Annotated in this window: 18 protein-coding genes, 4 tRNA genes and 1 pseudogene; 20 read left to right on the top strand and 3 right to left on the bottom strand. The window is 61.5% G+C overall.

The genetic code is table 11. The features are described 5' to 3' along the window. Positions 1-24 precede the first annotated feature (24 nt). Positions 25-339: a helix-turn-helix domain-containing protein gene (locus KW568_RS19675; protein WP_003250216.1), complete on the bottom strand. Its 315-nt coding sequence runs from the start codon at positions 337-339 to the stop codon at positions 25-27. A 266-nt stretch (positions 340-605) separates the two neighbouring features. On the opposite strand from KW568_RS19675, the pseudogene KW568_RS31190 reads away from it, so the two are divergent. The 3 genes and pseudogenes from KW568_RS31190 to KW568_RS19665 form a co-directional block, all read left to right on the top strand. Then, a pseudogene (locus KW568_RS31190) lies at positions 606-935 on the top strand (PAS domain-containing protein); the annotation flags it as partial. A 360-nt stretch (positions 936-1,295) separates the two neighbouring features. Beyond that, positions 1,296-2,171 carry a methyl-accepting chemotaxis protein gene (locus KW568_RS31185; RefSeq protein ID WP_370588368.1) on the top strand — a complete coding sequence of 292 codons (876 nt, stop codon included), beginning with the start codon at positions 1,296-1,298 and terminating at the stop codon, positions 2,169-2,171. Positions 2,172-2,184: 13 nt separating this feature from the next. Beyond that, positions 2,185-3,873: a bifunctional diguanylate cyclase/phosphodiesterase gene (locus KW568_RS19665; RefSeq protein ID WP_003250219.1), complete on the top strand. Its 1,689-nt coding sequence runs from the start codon at positions 2,185-2,187 to the stop codon at positions 3,871-3,873. A 106-nt stretch (positions 3,874-3,979) separates the two neighbouring features. On the opposite strand, the gene KW568_RS19660 is transcribed toward KW568_RS19665, so the two are convergent. Then, positions 3,980-5,728 (bottom strand): sigma-54-dependent Fis family transcriptional regulator, encoded by a 1,749-nt coding sequence (locus KW568_RS19660; protein ID WP_004576801.1) that lies wholly within the window; start codon positions 5,726-5,728, stop codon positions 3,980-3,982. 223 nt (positions 5,729-5,951) lie between these two features. On the opposite strand from KW568_RS19660, the gene KW568_RS19655 reads away from it, so the two are divergent. Genes KW568_RS19655 through KW568_RS19630 form a run of 6 tightly spaced genes read left to right on the top strand, consistent with a single transcriptional unit; the run spans position 5,952 to position 11,874 of the window. Then, entirely contained in the window at positions 5,952-7,046 is a 1,095-nt protein-coding gene (locus KW568_RS19655; protein ID WP_004576800.1) for an ABC transporter ATP-binding protein, read from the top strand. After that, entirely contained in the window at positions 7,046-8,143 is a 1,098-nt protein-coding gene (locus KW568_RS19650; RefSeq protein WP_003250224.1) for an ABC transporter ATP-binding protein, read from the top strand. The genes KW568_RS19655 and KW568_RS19650 overlap by 1 nt, the downstream gene beginning before the upstream one ends. Further along, on the top strand, positions 8,140-9,006 hold the full coding sequence (locus KW568_RS19645; RefSeq protein ID WP_003250226.1) for a carbohydrate ABC transporter permease: 867 nt from the start codon (positions 8,140-8,142) through the stop codon (positions 9,004-9,006). The genes KW568_RS19650 and KW568_RS19645 overlap by 4 nt, the downstream gene beginning before the upstream one ends. Before the next feature lie 3 nt (positions 9,007-9,009). Further along, positions 9,010-9,810, top strand: a complete 801-nt coding sequence (locus KW568_RS19640; protein WP_259536598.1) for a carbohydrate ABC transporter permease — start codon at positions 9,010-9,012, stop codon at positions 9,808-9,810. 12 nt (positions 9,811-9,822) lie between these two features. Continuing rightward, the gene (locus tag KW568_RS19635) at positions 9,823-10,095 is read left to right on the top strand and encodes a DUF2160 domain-containing protein (protein ID WP_003250230.1); all 273 of its coding nucleotides are present in this window, start codon (positions 9,823-9,825) and stop codon (positions 10,093-10,095) included. A 39-nt stretch (positions 10,096-10,134) separates the two neighbouring features. Beyond that, the gene (locus KW568_RS19630; protein WP_003250232.1) at positions 10,135-11,874 is read left to right on the top strand and encodes an ABC transporter substrate-binding protein; all 1,740 of its coding nucleotides are present in this window, start codon (positions 10,135-10,137) and stop codon (positions 11,872-11,874) included. Positions 11,875-12,017: 143 nt separating this feature from the next. Here the strand turns inward: KW568_RS19630 and folD are convergent, their stop codons facing one another. Further along, positions 12,018-12,872, bottom strand: coding sequence for a bifunctional methylenetetrahydrofolate dehydrogenase/methenyltetrahydrofolate cyclohydrolase FolD (gene folD, locus KW568_RS19625; RefSeq protein ID WP_003250234.1), 855 nt, complete (start codon positions 12,870-12,872; stop codon positions 12,018-12,020). Between the two features lie 269 nt (positions 12,873-13,141). On the opposite strand from folD, the gene KW568_RS19620 reads away from it, so the two are divergent. The 11 genes from KW568_RS19620 to KW568_RS19570 all read left to right on the top strand — a co-directional run bounded on the left by KW568_RS19620 (position 13,142) and on the right by KW568_RS19570 (position 22,798). Further along, positions 13,142-13,218 (top strand) — tRNA-Arg (locus tag KW568_RS19620). A 41-nt stretch (positions 13,219-13,259) separates the two neighbouring features. After that, positions 13,260-13,335, top strand: a tRNA-His gene (locus KW568_RS19615). A gap of 52 nt (positions 13,336-13,387) precedes the next feature. After that, positions 13,388-13,472: transfer RNA gene (locus KW568_RS19610), tRNA-Leu, on the top strand. A 36-nt stretch (positions 13,473-13,508) separates the two neighbouring features. Then, positions 13,509-13,584: transfer RNA gene (locus tag KW568_RS19605), tRNA-His, on the top strand. A gap of 188 nt (positions 13,585-13,772) precedes the next feature. Then, positions 13,773-14,072: a DUF6388 family protein gene (locus KW568_RS19600; protein WP_003250236.1), complete on the top strand. Its 300-nt coding sequence runs from the start codon at positions 13,773-13,775 to the stop codon at positions 14,070-14,072. Between the two features lie 248 nt (positions 14,073-14,320). Further along, positions 14,321-15,634, top strand: a complete 1,314-nt coding sequence (gene tig, locus KW568_RS19595) for a trigger factor (protein ID WP_003250238.1) — start codon at positions 14,321-14,323, stop codon at positions 15,632-15,634. A gap of 91 nt (positions 15,635-15,725) precedes the next feature. Further along, a complete protein-coding gene (gene clpP, locus KW568_RS19590; RefSeq protein WP_003250240.1) occupies positions 15,726-16,367 on the top strand; it encodes an ATP-dependent Clp endopeptidase proteolytic subunit ClpP in 642 nt (213 codons plus the stop codon). Positions 16,368-16,475: 108 nt separating this feature from the next. Beyond that, positions 16,476-17,759: an ATP-dependent Clp protease ATP-binding subunit ClpX gene (clpX, locus tag KW568_RS19585; protein ID WP_003250242.1), complete on the top strand. Its 1,284-nt coding sequence runs from the start codon at positions 16,476-16,478 to the stop codon at positions 17,757-17,759. A gap of 164 nt (positions 17,760-17,923) precedes the next feature. Further along, on the top strand, positions 17,924-20,320 hold the full coding sequence (gene lon, locus KW568_RS19580; RefSeq protein WP_004576798.1) for an endopeptidase La: 2,397 nt from the start codon (positions 17,924-17,926) through the stop codon (positions 20,318-20,320). Between the two features lie 152 nt (positions 20,321-20,472). After that, positions 20,473-20,745: a nucleoid-associated protein HU-beta gene (gene hupB, locus KW568_RS19575; RefSeq protein WP_003250246.1), complete on the top strand. Its 273-nt coding sequence runs from the start codon at positions 20,473-20,475 to the stop codon at positions 20,743-20,745. Positions 20,746-20,926: 181 nt separating this feature from the next. Further along, positions 20,927-22,798, top strand: coding sequence for a SurA N-terminal domain-containing protein (locus KW568_RS19570; RefSeq protein WP_004576797.1), 1,872 nt, complete (start codon positions 20,927-20,929; stop codon positions 22,796-22,798). The last annotated feature ends 55 nt before the right edge of the window (positions 22,799-22,853 follow it).

Below are 22,853 nucleotides of genomic sequence, written 5' to 3'. Positions count from 1 at the left end.
TAAAAGGGGGGCGCTTGAAATAGCTCAGGGCTTGGCCAGTGCCTGATCCACCGCTGCAATCAGCTTGCCAAGATCTTTGGGTGGGGCGTTGTGGATGACACCGAACAGGTAGGCGCGCTGCTCCTCTTCGTCGTCCGGTTCAGCGAAGAAGTCCTTGGGCTTGACGCCCAGCACCTGGGCAAACGCCATGATTGCATCGATGCTGGGGGTGTAGGTGCTGGTTTCGAAACGGCTGATGGTCTTGGGGTCGAAGCCGGTTCGTTCAGCCAGTTGTGCCTGGGTCAGGCCCGCCAGCTTGCGGTAGCGGCGCAGGGCGATACCCAAAGCTGATCTCGTCATCGCTTAATTCCCATTTAGAATCAAGAACTTAACGATATCTATCAATGTGGCGCAACGCCATGATCGATCACCTTTGTTTTATTTATGTGATGAATTTCGTAGAATTCATGGCTTGACCGGTCAGTCATCGTCACCTTCCTTGTACCGTTCGGCCTCGTGCCGTAACGGCAGGAAGCGCTTTTGCCCATTGGAACGGATCCTCATGAATCGGTTCCGATGGCCGTCGATGTACTGGGTACCGGCTTGTCATCGAATGGAGTCTCATCGTGCGCCTCAACCTGCCGGTAACCCCGGTCGAGCAACGTTTCCCCCCCGATCAGCGGCTGATTTCTGCTACCGATACCGCCAGCCTGATCACCTACTGCAACCCTGAGTTTGCCGCCATCAGTGGCTACAGCGAGGCCGAACTGATCGGCAGCCCGCACAACCTGGTGCGCCACCCGGACATGCCGCCGGCGGTGTACGAGTTGATGTGGCGCTACCTGAAAGCCGGCAAGAGCTGGATGGGTATCGTCAAGAACCGCTGCCGTAACGGCGACTACTACTGGGTCAATGCCTACGTCACGCCCATCCTCGAAGGTGGGCGGGTAGTGGGTTACGAGTCGGTGCGCGTATGCCCCACGCGCGAGCAAGTAGCCCGTGCCGAAGCCCTCTATGCGCGGCTGCGCAACGGTCAGGCGGCATTGTCGGCGCCGCGCCGTCTGAGCTTGCTGACGCAGGCCCTGGCCTTGCCACTGGCCGGTGGGCTGCTGGCGGTGGGTGCCAATCAGTTGTGGCCTGGCCTGGTGGGGCAGGGGCTGACTGTGGGGCTGTTCGTGGCCTGCGGTCTATGGGCGCGCAATGCCCTCGGGCGGCAGCTGCAGCAGATTGTGCAGGGTGCCGAAGGTGCTTTCGCCGACCCGGTTGCAGCCTTGACCTACAGCGACCTGTCGGGTGCTGCCGGGCAGTTGCAACTGATGCTGATCAGCGAAGAGGCACGCCTGAAAACCGCATTGACGCGGCTAAGCGATCTGGCCGGGCAAATGGCCGTGGCCGCTCGCGATGCCGGGCAGTTGTCGCGCAGCACCGAGGCGGCATTGCTGGAGCAGCGTGCCGAAACCGACCTGAGCGCCACTGCAATGAACCAGATGGCCGCCTCCATTGGCGAAGTCGCCAACCACGTGCAGTTGACCGCCGCCGAGGCACACACGGCGCACCTGCTGGCCGAGCAAGGTAGCCAGGTGGCCGATGCCAGCGGCACGGCCATTCGTAACCTGGCCAGCACTGTGACGCAGATCAACCAGGCGGTCAGCCACCTGGCGGGTCAGACCGGCGCCATCGCCGAGGCAGCCGGGATGATCCGCGGCATTGCCGAGCAAACCAACCTGCTGGCCCTCAACGCCGCCATCGAGGCTGCCCGTGCGGGCGAGCAGGGCCGGGGCTTTGCCGTGGTCGCCGACGAGGTCCGGGCATTGGCCGACAAGACCCGCCAGTCCACCCTGCACATCCAGGCCATCATCGATGCCCTGCGCAGTGGCGCCGAGGAAGCCGTGGCGATCGCCAGCCGAGGCATCGACGGTGCCGAGCAAGGCGTTGCCCAGGTGCAGGAAGCCCGACAGGCGCTGCATGGCATTCGTGACGCGGTACAGCGCATCAGCGACATGAGCCAGCAGATGGCCACCGCCTCGCAGCAGCAGTCGGCGGTGGCAGAAGATGTTTCGCGGCAGATCAACGGCGTAGCCGGTATTGCCCAGCACAGCGCCCACAGCGCCAACGCCGCCGCCTCGCGCGGTACCGAACTGGAACACGTGTGCGCCGGATTGCGCGCCCTGGTGGAGCGCTTCAACCGCTAAGGCAGGATGCTTTATGGATGATAACTATCGCGCGGCCGTGGACGCGGCCGCAATCTTTTCGGAAACCGACCTGCGTGGGAACATCACCTACGTCAATCAGCAGTTCTGCAGCATCTCGGGCTACAGCCGTGAAGAACTGTTGGGGGCCAACCACCGCATCCTCAATTCCGGGCTGCATGAACCGACGTTCTTTGTCGGCATGTGGCGGGCTTTGGTCGCCGGGCGGGTGTGGAAGGGCGAAATCTGCAACCGGTCCAAGGACGGTTCGTTGTACTGGGTCGACAGCACCATGGTGCCACTGGTCGATCCGCTGACAGGCCAGGTGCGCAAGTATGTGTCGATCCGCTTTGACGTCACGGAGAAGCGCCAGCTGCTGCATACCTTGCAGTGGCGGGTGGGTCACGATGTGCTCACCGGCCTGCCCAACCGCGCCTACCTGTCCGACCTGCTGAACCAGGCTCTGGCCTACTCGCGCCGCGAAGGCATCTCGCTGGCGGTGTGCATGCTCGACCTGGATGGTTTCAAGGCGGTCAACGACGGCTACGGGCATGCCGTGGGTGACCTGCTGCTGGTGGAAGTGGCGCAGCGCCTGAAGAGTATCCTGCGTGGTGGGGATGCCGTGGCGCGGCTGTCGGGCGACGAATTCGTGCTGATCCTGCGCGATGTCGATGATGAGCACCAGCTGCATGCAGCCCTGCAGCGGGTGTTGCGTGCCTTGGCGGCGCCCTGTGTGGTGCGTGAGCATACACTGTCGCTCAGCGCCAGTATCGGCGTGACCCTGTACCCGCAGGATGACGAAGATGCCGACACCCTGGTGCGCCACGCCGACCAGGCCATGTATGTGGCCAAGCAGCGCGGGCGCAACCGTTACCATCTGTTCGACGTGTCGCAGGAACAGGAGCTCAAGGCCACCCACCAGACCGTGGCGCGCGTGCGCCGGGCGCTGCGCAACGGTGAGCTGTGTCTTTACTACCAGCCCAAGGTCAACCTGCGCAGCGGCAAGGTACTGGGCTTCGAGGGCTTATTGCGCTGGCAGCGGCCAGGCCGTGGTGTGGTGCCGCCTGGCGATTTCCTGCCATGGGTAGAGCAGACCGACCTGATCGTCGAAATCGGCGAGTGGGTGATCGGGCAGGCGTTGAGCCAGTTGCAGGCCTGGCAGCGCCAAGGGCAGCCCTGGTCGCTGAGCGTGAATATCGCCGCGCGGCATTTGCAGCGCAATGACTTTGCCGAGCGCCTGCAGCAGTTGCTGGCAGCGTACCCGGCGGTGGACCCGGCGCTGCTGGACCTGGAAATCGTCGAGTCGGTGGCCATCGACAACCTGCAGCATGTCAGCCGCTGCCTGGATGCCTGCCGTGCGCTGGGTGTGCGTTTCTCACTGGATGATTTCGGCACTGGTTATTCGTCCTTGAGTTACCTGAAACGCTTGCCGACCCAGACGATCAAGATCGACCAGTCGTTCGTGCGTGACATCCTTCATGACCAGGACGACCTGGCGCTGACGGAGGCGGTGATCGGCCTGGCGCGGGCGTTTGGCCGCGAGGTGATTGCCGAGGGGCTGGAGAGTGTCGAGCACGGTCGGGTACTGATGGGCCTGGGCTGCGAGCTGGCGCAGGGTTACTGCATCGCCCGGCCGATGCCCGCCAGTGACGTGCAAGCCTGGGCACAGGCCTACCGGCAGCCAGTGCAGTGGCGTGACCCTTGAAGGCCATCAGCGGGCCGTGGTCTTGAGCTGCACGGGGGCGCCACCTGCTGTCGATCAGGGGTGGCTTCGAAAACCTGCTGTGCGGCGCGCTTCAGGGCCAATCGATTCATCGCTCACGCAACCGCTTGTACAGTGTGGTGCGGCTGATACCCAGTCGGCGGGCCACCGCCGACAGGTTGCCATTGGCTTGCTCGACCAGGCTCTGCAGGTCCGTCTCTTCAGTCGCTATCGGCACCGGTGTTTTCGACTCGGCCAGAAAACCCGCTGGAAGGTGCTCGACGCCGACTGGCCCGTTGGCCGCCAGGGCCAACGCCACCTGTAGCACACTCACCAGTTCGCGCAGGTTGCCCGGCCAGGGGTGTTGATCGAACAGGTCGATTATGGCCGGGGGCAGCCGCGCAGGTTGCCCGGGCTCGCGGTAGCGGGCATGCACCTGCTCAATCAGCTGGCGCCGGTCAGCGCGTTCGCGCAGGGGAGGCAGCACCAGTGTCAGGCCGGCGATGCGGTAGTACAGGTCCTGGCGAAAGCGCCCGGCGCGCACTTCTTCGGCCAGGTTGCGATTGCTCGCCGACACCACGCGGATATCCACCGGCACCGGTTCGCCACTGCCCAGCGGCTGGATGCTGCGCGACTGCAGTACGCGCAGCAGGCGGGCCTGGGTGGGCAGTGGCATGTCGCCAATCTCATCCAGAAACAGGATGCCGTGGTCGGCCTTGCGGATCAGCCCTGGGTTGCCCTTGTGGTGGGCGCCGGTGAACGCGCCTTTGTCATAGCCGAACAGTTCCGACTCCACCAGTTCGGCCGGGATCGCCGCACAGTTTACGGCGACCAGCGGCTGCCTGGCGCGGCTGCTGGCCCGGTGCAGGGTGTCGACGAACACTTCTTTGCCTACGCCTGTTTCGCCCTCCACCAACACCGGGATGTCCTTCTCCAATAGCAGGCCGGCTTGTTTCAAGGCTTTTTCCAGGCGCGGCTCGGCGTTGCCGGCTTCGGGGCGTCGAATGGTTTCGCGTGGGGGGTGCCACTGGCAGTGAAAGCGGTTGCGCCCGGTGGCCTGCAGAGCGAAGGGCTGTTGTCGGGGATGGCTGAGCAGCTGTTGCAGGGGTAACTGGAACAGTTGCTCGATGTTTTGCTGCAGCGGGTTTACGCCGAGCAGGCTATCGGCCCGGTGATTGGCAGCCAACACCTGTCCGCGCTCATCGAACACCAGCAGGCCGGCCCAAGGGCTGTCGAGGTTGTCGGAGGCGCTGTTGAAGATCAGTTGCGCATGCTGGTCAGCATGTTCGGCGAGGATCAGGCGGTTTTCCAGGCTCTGGCCCATCATGCGCACCAGCCCAAGCGTCTGGCTGGCCGGCAGGTAGCCGTCGCTGGCTACGTCGAGCACTCCGACCAGCTGCCGTGCGGCGTCGAACAGGGGGGCGGCGGCGCTGGACATGTAGCGGTTCTGGCGCAGGAAGTGTTCGTCCTGGCCGACGTGAATCGCTTCGGCGCAAATCAGTGTGGTGCCCAGGGCATTGGTGCCGACGCCACGTTCGTGCCAATGGGCGCCGGCGCTGAAACCATGGTGCTGGCGCGGTTCGATGAAACGCCGCGAGCCCCAGCTGTCGAGCAGGCAGCCGCTGGCATCGGCCAGCATCACCAGGTAGCTGGCGTTACCCAAGAGGTGCGCATAGTGCGGTAGCACTTCCTCGCGGGTCAGGCGTAGCAGGTTTTGGCGCCGCTCCAGCAGGGCGCTGAGCTCGGCGCGGGACAGGCAGTCAAAGTCCGGCGCATGCTGCGGCTGCAGGCCGTGGTCGCGGCAGCGGTCCCAGGAAGCCTGGATCAGGCGGGTGTGGGTCGAAGCGGATGCGGCCATGGGCCTGTCCTGTGTGATTGTTGTCATGGGTCGACCGCCGTTCAGTGTTGTCCACGGCTGTTCATTGTCAAACTGGCCAGTGTCCAGTTGTGCAGTGATTGTGTTCACCTGCGCGCCCGCGATTTGCCAGCGCTGCCACCCAGGCCCCGAACCAGAGCACCGGGCAAGGACTGGCACGGAACTGGCTGTAGCCGGCAGACAACAATCACAAAAAGGCCACGCCATGTCCCTGGTGCTGGAGCAGGTCAGCCGTAGCGTCGACAACCAGCCGTGGATCGTCGAGGCGTCACTGCGTTTCGAGCCCGGTTCGTTCAATGTGCTGCTGGGTCGCACCCTGGCCGGCAAGACCAGCCTGATGCGCCTGATGGCCGGGCTGGACCGTCCGGACCGGGGGCGGGTGCTGATGGATGGCCAGGACGTCACCGGTGTGCCGGTGCGTCAGCGCAATGTGTCGATGGTGTATCAGCAATTCATCAATTACCCGACCTTGAGCGTGTACGAAAACATCGCCTCGCCGCTGCGCCAGGCGCGCATGGCCGAGGACCAGATCCGACGGCGGGTGCAGGAAACTGCCGAGATGCTGCGCATCGAAACCTACCTGCAACGCCTGCCACTGGAGCTCTCCGGTGGCCAGCAGCAACGCACGGCGATGGCCAGGGCACTGGTCAAGGATGCCTCGTTGATCCTCTTCGACGAGCCATTGGTCAACCTCGACTACAAGTTGCGCGAAGGCCTGCGCCAGGAGCTGCGCGAGCTGTTCGCGGCGCGCCATTGCATTGCTGTGTACGCCACCACCGAGCCCAACGAGGCGCTGGCACTGGGCGGCACCACCACGCTTGTGCACGAAGGCCGTATCGTGCAGAGCGGGCCCACCGCCGAGGTCTATCAGCGCCCCAGGAGCGTGCTGGCTGCCGAGCTGTTTTCCGAGCCGCCGATCAACCTGGTGTCTGGCCGTATCACGGGTAACGAGGTGAGCCTGGCCCAGACCGTGCACTTTGCCCGCAATGCCGACCTGGAGCCGCTGGCCGAAGGTGACTACCGCTTCGGCGTGCGCCCCAGCCATATCGCGCTGGTGCCGGCCCATGACGATGACCTGGAGCTGGCGGTGCTGGTGGAGTTGGCCGAGATCAGTGGGTCAGAAACATTTCTGCATGTGCGCAACGAATACTGGCGCATGGTGCTGCACCTTCCCGGGGTGCACGAATACCAGGTGGACACGCCGATACGCGTGTTCATCCCCACGCACAAGCTGTTCGTTTTCGACAGCGCCGGGGTGTTGGTGCAGGCCCCGGGGCTGCGCCAGGCGAGGAGAGGGTGATGGCCGAAATCCGCCTGCGCCAGCTGGCGCACAGTTACAGCCGCCAGCCCGCCAGCGAGGCAGACTATGCCCTGCACGCACTCGAACATGTGTGGGAACAGGGCGGTGCCTATGCGTTGCTCGGGCCGTCGGGCTGCGGCAAGTCGACCTTGCTCAATATCATTTCCGGGCTGCTGACGCCGTCTCATGGCGAGGTGCTGTTCGACGGCAAGCCGGTCAACCAGCTGTCCCCGCAGGCGCGCAATATCGCCCAGGTGTTCCAGTTCCCGGTGGTGTACGACACCATGACGGTGTTCGACAACCTGGCCTTCCCCTTGCGCAACCAGGGGCTCGATGAAGCCCGGGTGCGTGCCCGGGTGGAAGAAATTGCCGAAGTGCTCGAGCTGACTGCCGTGTTGCGCAAGAAAGCACGCAACCTCACCGCCGATGAAAAGCAGAAAGTCTCCATGGGGCGTGGCCTGGTGCGCGATGACGTGTCGGCGATCCTGTTCGACGAGCCGCTGACGGTGATTGACCCGCATCTGAAGTGGAAGCTGCGGCGCAAGCTGAAGCAGATCCATGAGCAGTTCAACATCACCATGATCTACGTCACCCACGACCAGTTGGAGGCCTCGACCTTCGCCGACAAGATCGCGGTGATGCACGGCGGCCGCATCGTCCAGTTCGGCACGCCGCGCGAGCTGTTCGAGCGACCGCGGCATACGTTCGTCGGTTATTTCATCGGTAGCCCGGGCATGAACTTGATTGACGTGCGTGCCGAGGCGGGCGCGGTGGTGTTCGGCGATGTCCAGTTGGTACTGCCCGATGGCTTGTGCGAGCGCCTGGCTGCATTGGCGGGCGGGCGGCTGCAGCTGGGCATTCGCCCGGAGTTCGTGCAGCTGTGGGACAGCCCGTTCGAGGGTGCCTACCCGGCACGGGTGCTGGACGTCGAAGACCTGGGTACCTATCGCATCGTCACCCTCGAACTGGGCGGTGTCGCGCTCAAGGCGAGGCTGGGCGAGGACCGCCCGTTGCCTGTGGACAAGGCTTGGGTCAGCCTGCCGGCGCAGTGGCTGATGCTGTATGTCGACGATGTGCTGCTGGAGGCCGGGCCATGAACAACAAGGTGCCGAACAACAAGGCCTGGTGGCTGGTGCTGCCGGTGTTCCTGCTGGTCGCGTTCAGCGCGGTGGTGCCGATGATGACGGTGGTCAACTACTCGGTGCAAGACATCTTCGACCAGTCCAGCCGCTACTTCGTCGGTGCCGACTGGTACCGCCAGGTACTGCGCGACCCGGCGCTGCACGACGCATTGCTGCGCCAGTTCATTTACTCGGCCTGTGTACTGCTGATCGAAATTCCGTTGGGTATAGGCATCGCCCTGGCCATGCCAACCAAAGGCCGTATGGCCTCGGTGTGCCTGATCGTCATGGCTATCCCGTTGCTGATCCCGTGGAACGTGGTCGGCACTATCTGGCAGATTTTCGGCCGGGCCGACATTGGCCTGCTCGGCGCTTCCCTGGCCAAGCTCGGGGTCAGCTACAACTATGCCGGTGACCCATTCGACGCCTGGCTCACCGTGCTGGTGATGGATGTGTGGCACTGGACTTCGTTGGTGGCTCTGCTGTGCTATTCGGGGCTGCGTGCGATCCCCGACGTGTACTACCAGGCCGCGCGCATCGATCGGGCCTCGGGCTGGGCGGTGTTTCGCCATATCCAGCTGCCCAAGCTCAAGAACGTGCTGGTGATCGCGTTGATGCTGCGCTTCATGGACAGTTTCATGATCTACACCGAACCGTTCGTGCTGACCGGCGGCGGGCCAGGCAATGCGACCACGTTCCTCAGCCAGACCCTCACGCGTATGGCCGTAGGGCAGTTCGACCTGGGGCCGGCGGCAGCGTTTTCACTGGTGTACTTCCTGATCATCCTGCTGGTGTCGTGGCTGTTCTACACCGCCATGACCCATGCCGACAAGGACTAGGCCATGAGCACACGCAAATCAATGGCCCTGCTGCTGTACTTCTTCTTCCTGCTGGTGCCGATCTACTGGTTGCTGAACATGTCGTTCAAGAGCAACGCCGAGATCCTTGGCGGCCTGACCCTGTGGCCGCAGGCGTTCACGCTCGACAACTACCGAGTGATCTTCACCGACGCCAGCTGGTACAGCGGCTACATCAACTCGCTGTACTACGTGTGCCTGAACACGCTGATTTCACTGCTCGTGGCGTTGCCCGCGGCCTATGCGTTCTCGCGCTACCGCTTTCTCTGCGACCGCCACCTGTTCTTCTGGCTGCTGACCAACCGCATGGCGCCACCGGCGGTGTTCCTGCTGCCGTTCTTCCAGTTGTACTCGTCGATCGGGCTGTTCGATACCCACATTGCCGTGGCGCTGGCCCATTGCCTGTTCAACGTACCGCTGGCGGTTTGGATCCTGGAGGGTTTCATGTCGGGCGTGCCAAGGGAAATCGACGAAACCGCCTACATCGACGGCTACAGTTTTCCGCGCTTCTTCGTGAAGATCTTCATACCGCTGATTGGCTCGGGCATCGGCGTCACGGCGTTTTTCTGTTTCATGTTCTCCTGGGTCGAACTGCTGCTGGCGCGCACCCTGACCTCGGTGAATGCCAAGCCGATTGCCGCGGTGATGACCCGCACGGTGTCGGCATCGGGCATCGACTGGGGTGTGCTGGCGGCAGCGGGGGTGCTGACCATCTTGCCGGGCATGCTGGTGATCTGGTTCGTGCGCAATCATGTGGCCAAGGGCTTCGCCCTGGGCCGGGTGTGAGGAGGGCAACGCATGGAGTGGATGGCCTGGACCCTGCCGACAGCGCTGTTCTTCGCCGCTGTGGGCCTGTTGCTGCTGGGCATGACCCTGCTTGAACTGCGTCGCCCCTGCGTAGAGCGACGGGGCTTTTTGCCGCTGGTCACCAGCCGTGGTGACCGTTTGTTCATCGGCCTGCTGGCCAGCGCCTACCTGCACCTGCTGGTGGTAGGTGTCAGCGACTGGCCATTGTGGGTGGCCTCGCTGCTGTCGCTGGCGTGGCTGGCGGTGGTGTTGCGCTGGGGCTGAGCGAGCGGCCCTGTGGGATAACTGAAACGGGAGATCACAATGTTCGACAACAAACACAACAGGCGACATTTGACCCTGGCCGCGTTGCTGGTACTGGCCAGCGTGCAAGGCACAGCCTGGGCCGACCAGTACGAAGAGGCGGCAAAGAAATGGATCGGCAGCGAGTTCAAGCCTTCGACCCTTACCCCCGAACAGCAGTTGGCCGAATTGCAGTGGTTCATCAAGGCAGCCGAGCCGTTTCGCGGGATGAAGATCAACGTTGTGTCGGAAACCATCACCACCCATGAATACGAATCCAAGGTGCTGGCCAAGGCTTTCAGTGAGATCACCGGCATCCAGTTGACCCACGACCTGCTGCAGGAAGGCGATGTGGTGGAAAAACTGCAGACGCAGATGCAGTCGGACAAGAACATTTATGACGGCTGGGTCAACGACTCCGACCTGATCGGTACGCACTTTCGCTACGGCAAAGTGGAATCGATCACCGACCTGATGGCCAACGAGGGCAAAGCCTACACCTCGCCGACCCTCGACCTGAAGGACTTCATCGGTATTTCCTTCACCACCGCGCCCGATGGCAAGGTCTACCAACTGCCCGACCAGCAGTTCGCCAACCTGTACTGGTTCCGCGCCGACTGGTTCGAACGGCCTGAGTTGAAGGCCAGGTTCAAAGAGAAGTACGGCTATGAACTGGGGGTGCCAGTGAACTGGTCGGCGTACGAGGACATTGCCAAGTTCTTCACCGAAGACGTCAAGGAGATCGACGGCAAGCGTGTCTACGGGCACATGGACTACGGAAAGAAAGACCCGTCACTGGGCTGGCGCTTCACCGATGCCTGGTTCTCGATGGCCGGCGGCGGCGACAAGGGCCTGCCCAATGGTTTGCCGGTCGATGAATGGGGCATTCGCGTGGAGGACTGCCATCCGGTGGGTTCCAGCGTGACCCGCGGCGGCGATACCAATGGGCCGGCCGCCGTCTATGCCACGCAGAAGTACGTGGACTGGATGCGTGCCTACGCGCCCAAGGAAGCGCAGGGCATGACCTTCTCCGAAGCCGGCCCTGTGCCGGCGCAAGGCAACATTGCCCAGCAGATATTCTGGTACACCGCGTTCACCGCCGACATGACGAAGCCCGGCTTGCCGGTTGTGAATGCCGACGGCACGCCGAAGTGGCGCATGGCGCCTTCACCGAAGGGGCCATACTGGGAAGAGGGTATGAAACTCGGCTACCAGGACACCGGCTCGTGGACCTTCTTCAAGTCCACCCCCGAGAAGCAACGCCTGGCGGCGTGGCTGTACGCCCAGTTCGTCACCTCAAAGACCGTATCGCTGAAAAAGACCATCGTCGGCCTGACGCCGATTCGTGAGTCGGACATCAACTCCCAGGCCATGACCGAGTTGGCGCCCAAGCTCGGTGGGCTGGTGGAGTTCTATCGCAGCCCTGCGCGGGTGCAGTGGACGCCGACCGGCACCAACGTGCCGGACTACCCGCGGTTGGCGCAATTGTGGTGGAGCCATATCGCCGAAGTCGCCAGTGGCGAAAAGACCCCGCAGGAAGCCCTGGATGGGCTGGCCCGCGACCAGGACCGCATGATGGAGCGCCTGCAACGCTCCAATGCCCAGGCGACGTGTGCGCCCAAGCTGAATCCGGAGAAGGACGCCCAGTACTGGTTCGACCAGCCGGGTGCGCCGAAAGCCAAGCTGGCCAACGAAAAGCCCATGGGCGAGACCGTCAGCTACAACGAACTGCTGAAGTCTTGGGAGGCGGCCAGGAAGTGATCGGCTGAACACCGTGGTGGCTTCCCCCGCCCCCTGGGGGCCGGACAACCGCTTGCAAGAGCAGGCTCGTCCGCGAAGAGGTCATTTGTCACGGGCAAAAAAAACGGCACCTGCAAAAGGTGCCGTTTTCGCATTACGCGGTATTACTTGTGCAGCTCTTCTGCCGCGTACAGCGTGTTCTCCAGCAGGCACGCCCGGGTCATCGGCCCGACGCCGCCCGGCACCGGTGTGATCCAGCCGGCGCGGGGCAGGGCAGTCTCGTAGACCACGTCGCCGACCAGCTTGCCGTCTTCCTGGCGGTTGATGCCCACGTCGATGACGATGGCGCCTTCCTTGACCCACTCACCCTTGACCAGGCCCGGCTTGCCGGCAGCCACGACCACCAGGTCGGCACGCCCGACATGGCCGGCCAGGTCCTTGGTGAAGCGGTGGCAGACGGTCACGGTGCAGCCGGCCAGCAGCAGTTCCATGGCCATCGGGCGGCCAACGATGTTGGACGCGCCGACGATCACCGCGTTCATGCCGTACAGGTCCTGGCCGGTGCTTTCCAGCAGGGTCATGATGCCTTTCGGTGTGCACGGGCGCAGCAGTGGAATACGCTGGGCCAGGCGGCCGATGTTGTACGGATGGAAGCCGTCCACATCCTTGTCCGGGCGAATGCGCTCGAGCAGCAACGAGGCGTCCAGGTGTGCCGGCAGCGGCAGTTGCAACAGGATGCCGTCGACGGCCGGGTCGTCATTGAGACGGTCGATCAGCTCGGTCAGGGCCTGTTGCGTGGTCTCGCTGGGCAGGTCGAAAGCCTGCGAAATGAAGCCGACCTCTTCGCAGTCCTTGCGCTTGTGCGAGACATAGACTTGGGAGGCGGGGTCGGTGCCGACCAGGATCACTGCCAGGCCCGGCGTACGCAGGCCTTGCTGGCGACGCTCCACGACACGTTGAGCGATCTGCTGGCGCAGGCTGGCGGCGATAGCCTTGCCATCGATTAGGTGTGCAGTCATAGACGCGTGATTAACCATCGAGAAGGAACAATAAAGAACGTGCATTCTCGCACGACATGGGCCAAGGGCAAAGGCGGGTGGTCGGGCAAATCCCCTAACCCCTTAAATAATTTAAATTTTTTCGAAAAAGGTGTTGACGACTTTCGGGGTCGACTATAAGATTCGCCGCACTTGTCGGGCACAGCCTAGCACTGGTTGGCTAAGTCGGGCAGAATGAGTGGTTTAACAGTTCCTTGTTAGCGTCTCGTTCGGTTAGGCTTCAAGCTTAAGCGCCCGTAGCTCAGCTGGATAGAGCATCCGCCTTCTAAGCGGATGGTCGCAGGTTCGAGTCCTGCCGGGTGCGCCATTAGGCAGCTTTGGCAAGCAAGTAGGTTGTAATGCAATATGGTGGGCGTAGCTCAGTTGGTAGAGCGCTGGATTGTGATTCCAGTTGTCGTGGGTTCGATTCCCATCGTCCACCCCATATTTTTCAAGGGCGCCTCGATAGCATCTGGCGCCTTTGTTTTAAGCGTTACGCGGACGTGGTGAAATTGGTAGACACACTGGATTTAGGTTCCAGCGGCGCAAGCTGTAAGAGTTCGAGTCTCTTCGTCCGCACCATGCTTCTTTAAGGTTGTACCGCAAGACCGCAATATGGTGGGCGTAGCTCAGTTGGTAGAGCGCTGGATTGTGATTCCAGTTGTCGTGGGTTCGATTCCCATCGTCCACCCCATATTCCTGAAAGGCGCCTTGATCGTGAGATCGGGCGCCTTTTTGTTTTGGGTCTGCGTAGCGGTGATGAGCCGCGCCTCAGCCAAAACACCTCCTGCCCCTTGTAATCCTCTGGTGGCACCCCAATAAAAGCTGTTAGATTTCAGCCGGTTGAAACACCGGCCTGTTCGGCCGGCAAAGGACATCACGATGATTGCAAAAGAAGCCCGTCAGGCCCTGGCGCTGCAGCGCTTTGCCGAAGCCAATCCGCAGTTGCTCGAGGAGATCCGCGAGCTGGATGCGCGTGAGCAGGCCCAGCAGATCGAGTGGGCGTTCGAGGATGCCGCCGAGGAGCAGGGTATTGAGCCCTGGGAGCTGGCGCTGCAATTGATTGCTGAATCCCCGGAGCAGTTGCAGGCCATGCGCCTGGAAACGCACCGTGAAGTGGCCGAGGCGCTGGGGCTGGAATGGGAGGAGTACTGCCAGTTCAACGACATTGATCCTCAATAAAGGAGGCGAATGCGTTGCGGGTAGTTGTTTGACAAAGTATTTCGGCTGCAGGCCGCCCTCCGGCGCCGTGCAGCCCTGTTGGAAGCAGGCCTGGCGCTGTGCCGTGCGGGCCTTGAAAGTTAATCGACCGGCGTTGTTTTCAGTCGTCCCGTGTGGGGTGACTTCTGCTGCGTGACTCACTAGAATGTTTGCCCTTGATTCTGGAGTCGGGCTAACGCCGGCTAACGTCTGTGCAACGAGGAATATCCATGCAAGTTTCTGTTGAAAACACTTCCGCTCTCGAGCGCCGCATGACCATCGCCGTTCCGGCCGAGCGCGTCGAGAACGAAGTCAACAAGCGTCTGCAGCAGACTGCCAAGCGCGCCAAGATTGCGGGCTTCCGTCCTGGTAAAGTACCGATGACCGTGATCCGTCAGCGTTTCGAGGCGGACGCCCGTCAAGAGGCTTTCGGTGACCTGGTCCAGGCTTCCTTCTACGAAGCCATCGTCGAGCAGAAGCTGAACCCGGCTGGCGCCCCGGCTGTAGAGCCCAAGTCCTTCGAAAAGGGCAAGGATCTGGAGTTCGTCGCCATCTTCGAAGTCTTCCCTGAGTTCACTGTTGCGGGCCTCGAGTCGATCAAGGTCGAGCGCCTGAGCGCCGAAGTGGCTGACAGCGACCTGGACAACATGCTGGAAGTGCTGCGCAAGCAGAACACCCGCTTCGAGGCCGTCGAGCGCGCTGCGCAGAACGACGACCAGGTCAACATCGACTTCGTCGGCAAGGTCGACGGTGAAGCGTTTGCCGGTGGTTCGGCCAAGGGCACCCTGCTGGTGCTGGGCTCCGGCCGCATGATCCCAGGCTTCGAAGAAGGTCTGGTAGGCGCCAAGGCTGGCGAAGAGCGCGTTGTCAACGTGACCTTCCCAGAGGACTACCAGAACCTGGACCTGGCTGGCAAAGCCGCCGAGTTCACCATCACCGTCAACAGCGTTTCGGCACCTGTACTGCCAGAACTGAACGAAGCGTTCTTCGCCCAGTTCGGCATCAAGGAATCGACGCTGGAAGGCTTCCGCGCCGAAGTTCGCAAGAACATGGAGCGTGAGCTGCGTCAGGCGATCAAGACCAAGGTCAAGAACCAGGTCATGGACGGTCTGCTGGCCGCCAACCCGATCGAAGTGCCAAAGGCCCTGCTGGAAAACGAAGTCAACCGTCTGCGCGTGCAGGCTGTTCAGCAGTTTGGTGGCAACATCAAGCCTGAGCAGCTGCCAGTCGAACTGTTCGAAGAGCAAGCCAAGCGCCGCGTCGTGCTGGGCCTGATCGTGGCCGAAGTGGTCAAGCAGTTCGAGCTGAAGCCGGACGACGCCAAGGTTCGCGAGATGATCGAAGAAATGGCTTCGGCTTACCAAGAGCCTGAGCAGGTCATCGCCTGGTACTACAAGAACGACCAGCAACTGAACGAAGTGCGTTCGGTTGTGCTGGAAGAACAAGTTGTAGATACTGTTCTGCAGAAAGCGACTGTGACCGACAAATCGGTCTCGTACGAAGAAGCCGTTAAACCAGCCGAGGCGCCTGCCGCTGCTGAGTAACGGTCTTCTCTCGTAGGAAACCTCCACAAGCCAGCCTTCGAGCTGGCTTGTGCGTATTCAAGCCATGACTATTTGGGAGTGAGCGCAGGACATGTCCCGCAATTCTTATATTCAGCAGAGCTCTGACATCCAGGCCGCAGGCGGCCTGGTCCCGATGGTTATCGAGCAGTCCGCCCGTGGCGAACGCGCTTACGACATCTACTCGCGTCTGTTGAAGGAGCGAGTGATCTTCCTGGTTGGCCCGGTAGAGGACTACATGGCCAACCTCGTCGTTGCGCAACTGCTGTTCCTTGAGGCGGAAAACCCGGACAAGGATATCCATCTGTACATCAACTCGCCGGGCGGCTCCGTCACCGCCGGCATGTCGATCTACGACACCATGCAGTTCATCAAGCCGGACGTTTCGACCATCTGCATCGGCCAGGCCTGCAGCATGGGCGCCTTCCTGCTGGCGGCAGGTGCCAAGGGCAAGCGTCATTGCCTGCCTAACTCGCGCGTGATGATCCACCAGCCGCTGGGCGGCTTCCAGGGTCAGGCCACCGATATCGAGATCCACGCCCAGGAAATCCTCAATATCAAGGCCCGTCTGAACGAGCTGCTGGCCTATCACACCGGCCAGGAACTCGAGACCATCAAGCGTGACACCGAGCGTGACAACTTCATGAGCGCCTCGCGCGCAGCCGAGTACGGCCTGATCGACTCGGTCTACGACAAGCGGCAACTGGCCTCCTGAACCGGGGGGTCAGAGCAGGTGGGCGTCGAAAGCGCCTACCTGCGGACTTGAAAAAGCCCGCAATTGCCTTCATCTTGTGTTGCAAGCCTACCGGATTGGATCGATCGAATGACTGACACCCGTAACGGCGAGGACAGCGGCAAATTGCTTTATTGCTCCTTCTGCGGCAAAAGCCAGCACGAAGTGCGCAAACTGATTGCCGGGCCCTCGGTATTTATCTGCGACGAGTGCGTCGACCTGTGCAACGACATCATCCGTGAGGAGGTGCAGGAAGCCCAGGCCGAGAGCAGCGCGCACAAATTGCCTTCGCCGAAAGAAATCAGCGGCATCCTGGACCAGTACGTGATTGGTCAGGAGCGCGCGAAGAAGGTGCTGGCCGTAGCGGTGTACAACCACTACAAGCGCCTGAACCAGCGTGACAAGAAGGGTGACGAAGTCGAACTGGGCAAGAGCAACATCCTGCTCATCGGGCCAACTGGCTCGGGCAAGACCCTGCTCGCCGAAACCCTGGCACGCCTGTTGAACGTACCGTTTACCATTGCTGACGCCACCACCCTGACCGAGGCCGGTTATGTGGGTGAGGACGTCGAGAACATCATCCAGAAGCTGTTGCAGAAGTGCGACTACGACGTGGAAAAGGCCCAGATGGGCATTGTCTACATCGACGAAATCGACAAGATTTCGCGCAAGTCGGACAACCCGTCCATTACCCGTGATGTCTCGGGCGAGGGCGTGCAGCAGGCGCTGCTGAAACTGATCGAGGGCACCGTGGCCTCGGTTCCGCCGCAGGGTGGTCGTAAGCACCCGCAACAGGAATTCCTGCAGGTTGATACCCGCAACATCCTGTTCATCTGCGGTGGTGCGTTCTCGGGCCTGGAAAAGGTCATCCAGAACCGCTCCACCAAAGGTGGCATTGGTTTTGGTGCCGAAGTGCGCAGCAAGGAAGAGGGCAAGAAGGTTGGTGAGTCCCTGCGTGAGGTCGAGCCGGACGATCTGGTCAAGTTTGGCCTGATTCCGGAATTCGTCGGCCGCCTGCCGGTACTGGCTACCCTCGACGAGCTGGATGAGGCTGCGTTGATGCAGATCCTCACCGAGCCGAAGAATGCCCTGACCAAGCAGTATGCCAAGCTGTTCGAGATGGAAAGCGTCGACCTCGAGTTCCGCAGCGATGCGCTCAAGGCCGTTGCACGCAAGGCCCTGGAGCGCAAGACTGGCGCTCGTGGCCTGCGTTCGATCCTCGAAGGCGTGCTGCTCGATACCATGTATGAGATTCCTTCGAAAAAGGATGTCAGCAAGGTGGTTATCGACGAGAGCGTCATTGAGGGTACCTCGCAGCCGCTGATGATTTACGAAAACAGCGAACCGCAAGCCAAAGCCGCACCAGACGCCTGATTCAGGCAATGGCCGGTTCTCGGTTGCAAGCAAGAAGGGGGCCTACGGGCCCCTTTCTGCTTTTCCTGTGCAAGCGCTTGTAATTTCCCAAGCCTGCCCCCACATTAGGTCCAAGCATCATTTCCACCGGTTTCCGGCCATAAGGCCGCTGTAGAGGCGAAATCATGAAGACCACCCTCGACTTGCCTCTTTTGCCATTGCGCGATGTCGTTGTTTACCCGCACATGGTTATCCCGCTGTTCGTGGGGCGCGAAAAGTCCATCGAAGCCCTCGAGGCGGCGATGACGGGCGAAAAGCAGATCCTTCTGCTGGCCCAGAAGAACCCAGCCGACGACGATCCGGGTGAGGACGCCCTGTACCGCGTCGGTACCGTTGCCACCGTGCTGCAACTGCTGAAGCTGCCTGATGGCACCGTCAAGGTGCTGGTCGAAGGCGAACAGCGCGGTGCGGTCGAGCGCTTCTCCGAAGTTGAAGGGCACATCCGTGCCGAAGTCTCCCTGATCGACGAAACCGACACTGCCGAGCGCGAGTCGGAAGTGTTCGTGCGCACGCTGCTGTCGCAGTTCGAACAATACGTTCAGCTGGGCAAGAAGGTGCCTGCCGAAGTGCTGTCTTCGCTGAACAGCATCGACGAGCCAGGTCGCCTGGTCGACACCATGGCCGCGCACATGGCCCTGAAGATCGAGCAGAAGCAGGAAATTCTTGAAATCGTCGACTTGACTACCCGTGTCGAGCACGTGCTGGCACTGCTGGATGCCGAAATCGACCTCCTGCAGGTCGAAAAGCGCATTCGCGGCCGGGTCAAGAAGCAGATGGAGCGCAGCCAGCGCGAGTACTACCTGAATGAGCAGATGAAGGCCATTCAGAAAGAACTTGGCGATGGTGACGAAGGCCACAATGAAGTCGAAGAGCTGAAAAAGCGCATCGAAGCCGCAGGTCTGCCTAAAGATGCCTTGACCAAGGCTCAGGCGGAGCTGAACAAGCTCAAGCAAATGTCTCCGATGTCGGCCGAAGCTACCGTGGTGCGCTCGTACCTCGACTGGTTGGTGCAGGTGCCGTGGAAGGCTCAGAGCAAGGTGCGTCTGGACCTGACCAAGGCCGAGGAAATCCTCGATGCCGACCACTATGGCCTGGAAGAGGTCAAGGAACGCATCCTCGAATACCTTGCCGTGCAGAAGCGCGTCAAGAAGATCCGCGGTCCGGTGCTGTGCCTGGTCGGGCCACCCGGTGTCGGCAAGACCTCGCTGGCCGAGTCGATCGCTGCCGCCACCAACCGCAAGTTCGTGCGCATGGCCCTGGGTGGCGTGCGTGACGAGGCCGAGATCCGTGGCCACCGCCGTACCTACATCGGCTCCATGCCGGGTCGCCTGATCCAGAAGATGACCAAGGTGGGCGTGCGCAACCCGTTGTTCCTGCTCGACGAGATCGACAAGATGGGCAGCGACATGCGCGGTGACCCCGCTTCGGCACTGCTGGAAGTGCTCGACCCTGAACAGAACCACAACTTCAACGACCACTACCTGGAGGTCGACTACGACCTCTCGGACGTGATGTTCCTGTGCACCTCGAACTCGATGAACATCCCGCCGGCGCTGCTGGACCGGATGGAAGTCATCCGTCTGCCTGGCTACACCGAGGACGAAAAGATCAACATCGCGGTCAAGTACCTGGTGCCCAAGCAGGTCAAGGCCAACGGCTTGAAGAAGGAAGAGCTGGAAGTCGACATCTCGGCGATTCGCGACATCATCCGCTACTACACCCGTGAAGCCGGTGTGCGGGGCCTGGAGCGGCAAATTGCCAAGGTCTGCCGCAAGGTGGTCAAGGAACATACCGGGCAGAAGCAGGTCAAGGTCAAGGTGGCCAGCGAGCAGCTGGAGCACCTGCTGGGCGTGCGCAAGTTCCGCTATGGCCTGGCCGAGCAGCAGGATCAGATCGGCCAGGTAACCGGCCTGGCCTGGACCCAGGTGGGCGGCGAGTTGCTGACCATCGAGGCCGTGGTCATCCCCGGCAAGGGCCAGTTGATCAAGACCGGCTCGCTGGGCGATGTCATGGTCGAGTCGATTACCGCCGCGCAGACCGTGGTACGCAGCCGCGCCCGCAGCCTGGGGATTGCCGCCGACTTCCACGAGAAGCATGACGTGCACATTCACATGCCTGAGGGCGCCACGCCGAAAGACGGCCCAAGTGCCGGTATCGGAATGTGCACCGCACTGGTGTCGGCGCTGACGCAGATTCCGGTACGTGCCGACGTGGCCATGACCGGCGAAATCACCTTGCGTGGCCAGGTATTGGCCATTGGCGGGCTGAAGGAAAAACTGCTGGCGGCACACCGTGGCGGGATCAAGACGGTGATCATTCCCGAGGAGAATGTTCGCGATCTCAAGGAGATTCCTGAAAATATCAAACAGGATCTTCAGATCAAACCGGTCAAATGGATTGACGAAGTCCTGCAAATTGCGCTGCAATACGCCCCGGAGCCCTTGCCAGATGTGGCTCCGGAGATTGTCGCGAAAGACGAGAAGCGCGACGGCGATGCTAAGGAAAGAATCAGCACGCATTAGTAGTTTTTGGCTGGGGGGCTTTCCTTGACAGTATTTTCGGCGCCTTGCTATAAAGCGGCACGTTATTGTCGCCATGCCTCCCAGCACACGTTTCATAAGCTTTTCATTACATACTTAGAAACAAACTCAATAGAGAAATAAGGGGACTTAGAGTGAACAAGTCGGAACTGATTGACGCTATCGCCGCATCTGCAGACATCCCGAAAGCTGTAGCCGGCCGTGCGCTGGACGCAGTCATCGAATCCGTCACCGGCGCCCTGAAGCAAGGTGACGATGTGGTACTGGTTGGCTTTGGTACCTTCTCGGTCAAGGAGCGCGCCGAGCGTACCGGCCGCAACCCGCAAACCGGCAAGGCAATCAAGATCGAAGCCGCCAAGGTTCCAGGTTTCAAGGCAGGCAAAGGCCTGAAAGACGCCGTCAACTAAGTCGTCTTTCAGCCGGACCCGGCCTGGCCTGGTCCGAGCACGGTGATGGCGGGGCGCAAACGTTCCCGCCTGACACGTTTGCTAAGAAAAGGCGCATCCTCGGATGCGCCTTTCTTTTATCAGGATTCTACCCACGCTCCGCGGTTGTCGACGCAGTGGTACAGCCGTTTCTGGGGGACGCATGCTGCAAAATATCAGGGACAATTCACAAGGTTGGATTGCCAAGACCATCATCGGCCTTATCGTCGTGTTGATGGCATTGACCGGTTTCGAAGCCATTTTCCAGGCCGCCACTCATAGCCAGGACGCCGCCAAGGTGAACGGCCAGACCATCAGCCAGAACGAGCTGAGCCAGGCGGCCGACATGCAGCGCCGTCAACTGATGCAACAGTTGGGCAAGGATTTCGACCCGGCGCTGTTGGATGACAAGTTGCTGCGAGAGGAGGCACTCAAGGGGCTGATCAGCCGCAAGCTGCTGCTGCAAGGTGCTGAGGATGCCAAGTTCGCATTCTCCGAGGCCGCGCTGGATCAGGTGATCTTGCAGACCCCTGAGTTCCAGGTGGACGGCAAGTTCAGCGCTGACCGTTTCGACCAGGTGATCCGCCAGATGGGCTACGGTCGCATGCAGTTCCGCGAGATGCTCGGCGAGGAAATGCTCATCGGCCAACTGCGCACCGGCCTGGCCGGCAGCAGCTTCGTCACCGATCAACAGGTCGATGCCTTTGCTCGCCTGGAGAAGCAGACCCGCGACTTCGCCTCCCTGACGTTCAAGGCCGACCCGGCCGCAGTCAAGGTCAGCGACGAAGAGGTCAAGGCGCACTACGACCAGCACGCCAAGGAGTTCATGTCGCCTGACCAGGTCGTGATCGACTACATCGAGCTGAAGAAGTCGGCGTTCTTCGATCAGGTCAAAGTGACCGACGAAGAGCTCAAGGCCCAGTACGAGAAGGAAATCGCCAACCTGGCCGAGCAGCGTCATGCCGCGCACATCCTCATCGAGGTCAACGACAAGGTCACCGACGCCCAGGCCAAGGCCCGCGCCGAAGAGATCGAGCAGCGTCTGGCCAAGGGTGAGGACTTTGCCGCTTTGGCCAAGGAGTTCTCTCAGGACCCAGGCTCCGCCAACACCGGTGGTGACCTTGGCTTTGCCGGCCCGGGCGTATACGACCCGGCCTTCGAAGAGGCGCTGTACCAGCTGCAGAATGGCCAGGTATCTGCTCCGGTGCGCACCGAGTTTGGCTACCATCTGATCAAGCTGCTGGGCGTCCAGGCGCCAGAAGTACCGAGCTTCGCCAGCCTGAAGGACAAACTGACCCGCGATCTGAAGATGCCGCTGGTCGAGCAGCGTTATGTCGACGCCAGCAAGCAACTGCAGGATGCTGCCTACGAGGCTTCCGACCTGGCCCAGCCGGCCCAGGACCTGAACCTCAAGGTGCACACCTCCGCGGCCTTCGGCCGTGAGGGCGGTGAAGGCATTACCGCCAACCGTGCGGTGGTGCAGGCGGCGTTCTCTGAAGAAGTGCTGGATGAGGGTGCCAATAGCACCGCCATCGAGCTCGACCCTGAGACCACCGTGGTGCTGCGCGTCAAGGAACACCGCAAACCAGAGCAACTGCCGCTGGACGCTGTGGCCAAGAACATCAGGGAGCACCTGGCCAAAGAGAAGGCGACTGCCGAACTCAAGGCCAAGGCAGACAAGCTGATTGCCGGCCTGCGTGACGGTTCCATCGCAGCAGGCAGCGTTCACGAAGGCCAAGGCTGGAAAGCCTATGAGGCAGTCACCCGTGGTGAGGACGGTATTGACCCGGCCGAACTGCAGGCACTGTTCCGTCTGGGCAAGCCGCAAGCCAAGGACAAGCCTGTGTATGGCAGTGTGGTGCTGCGTGACGGAAGCCTGGTGGTGTTGCAGCTCAAGGGTGTGAACGACGGCGCTACCGCCACCGACGAAGAGAAGCAGCAGATTCGTCGCTACCTCGCGTCCCGTGCTGGCCAGCAGGACTTTGCGGCTTACCGCAAGCAGCTGGAAGCCAATGCAGACATCACCCGTTACTAAGGTGTTCGTTGCATGAAGAAACAGGCCGCCTCGTGCGGCCTGTTTCGTTTTCGCC

This window comes from Pseudomonas sp. HD6515, assembly GCF_024971855.1.
GTDB lineage: Bacteria > Pseudomonadota > Gammaproteobacteria > Pseudomonadales > Pseudomonadaceae > Aquipseudomonas > Aquipseudomonas alloputida.
This window is presented reverse-complemented; position numbering and strand designations above follow the sequence as displayed.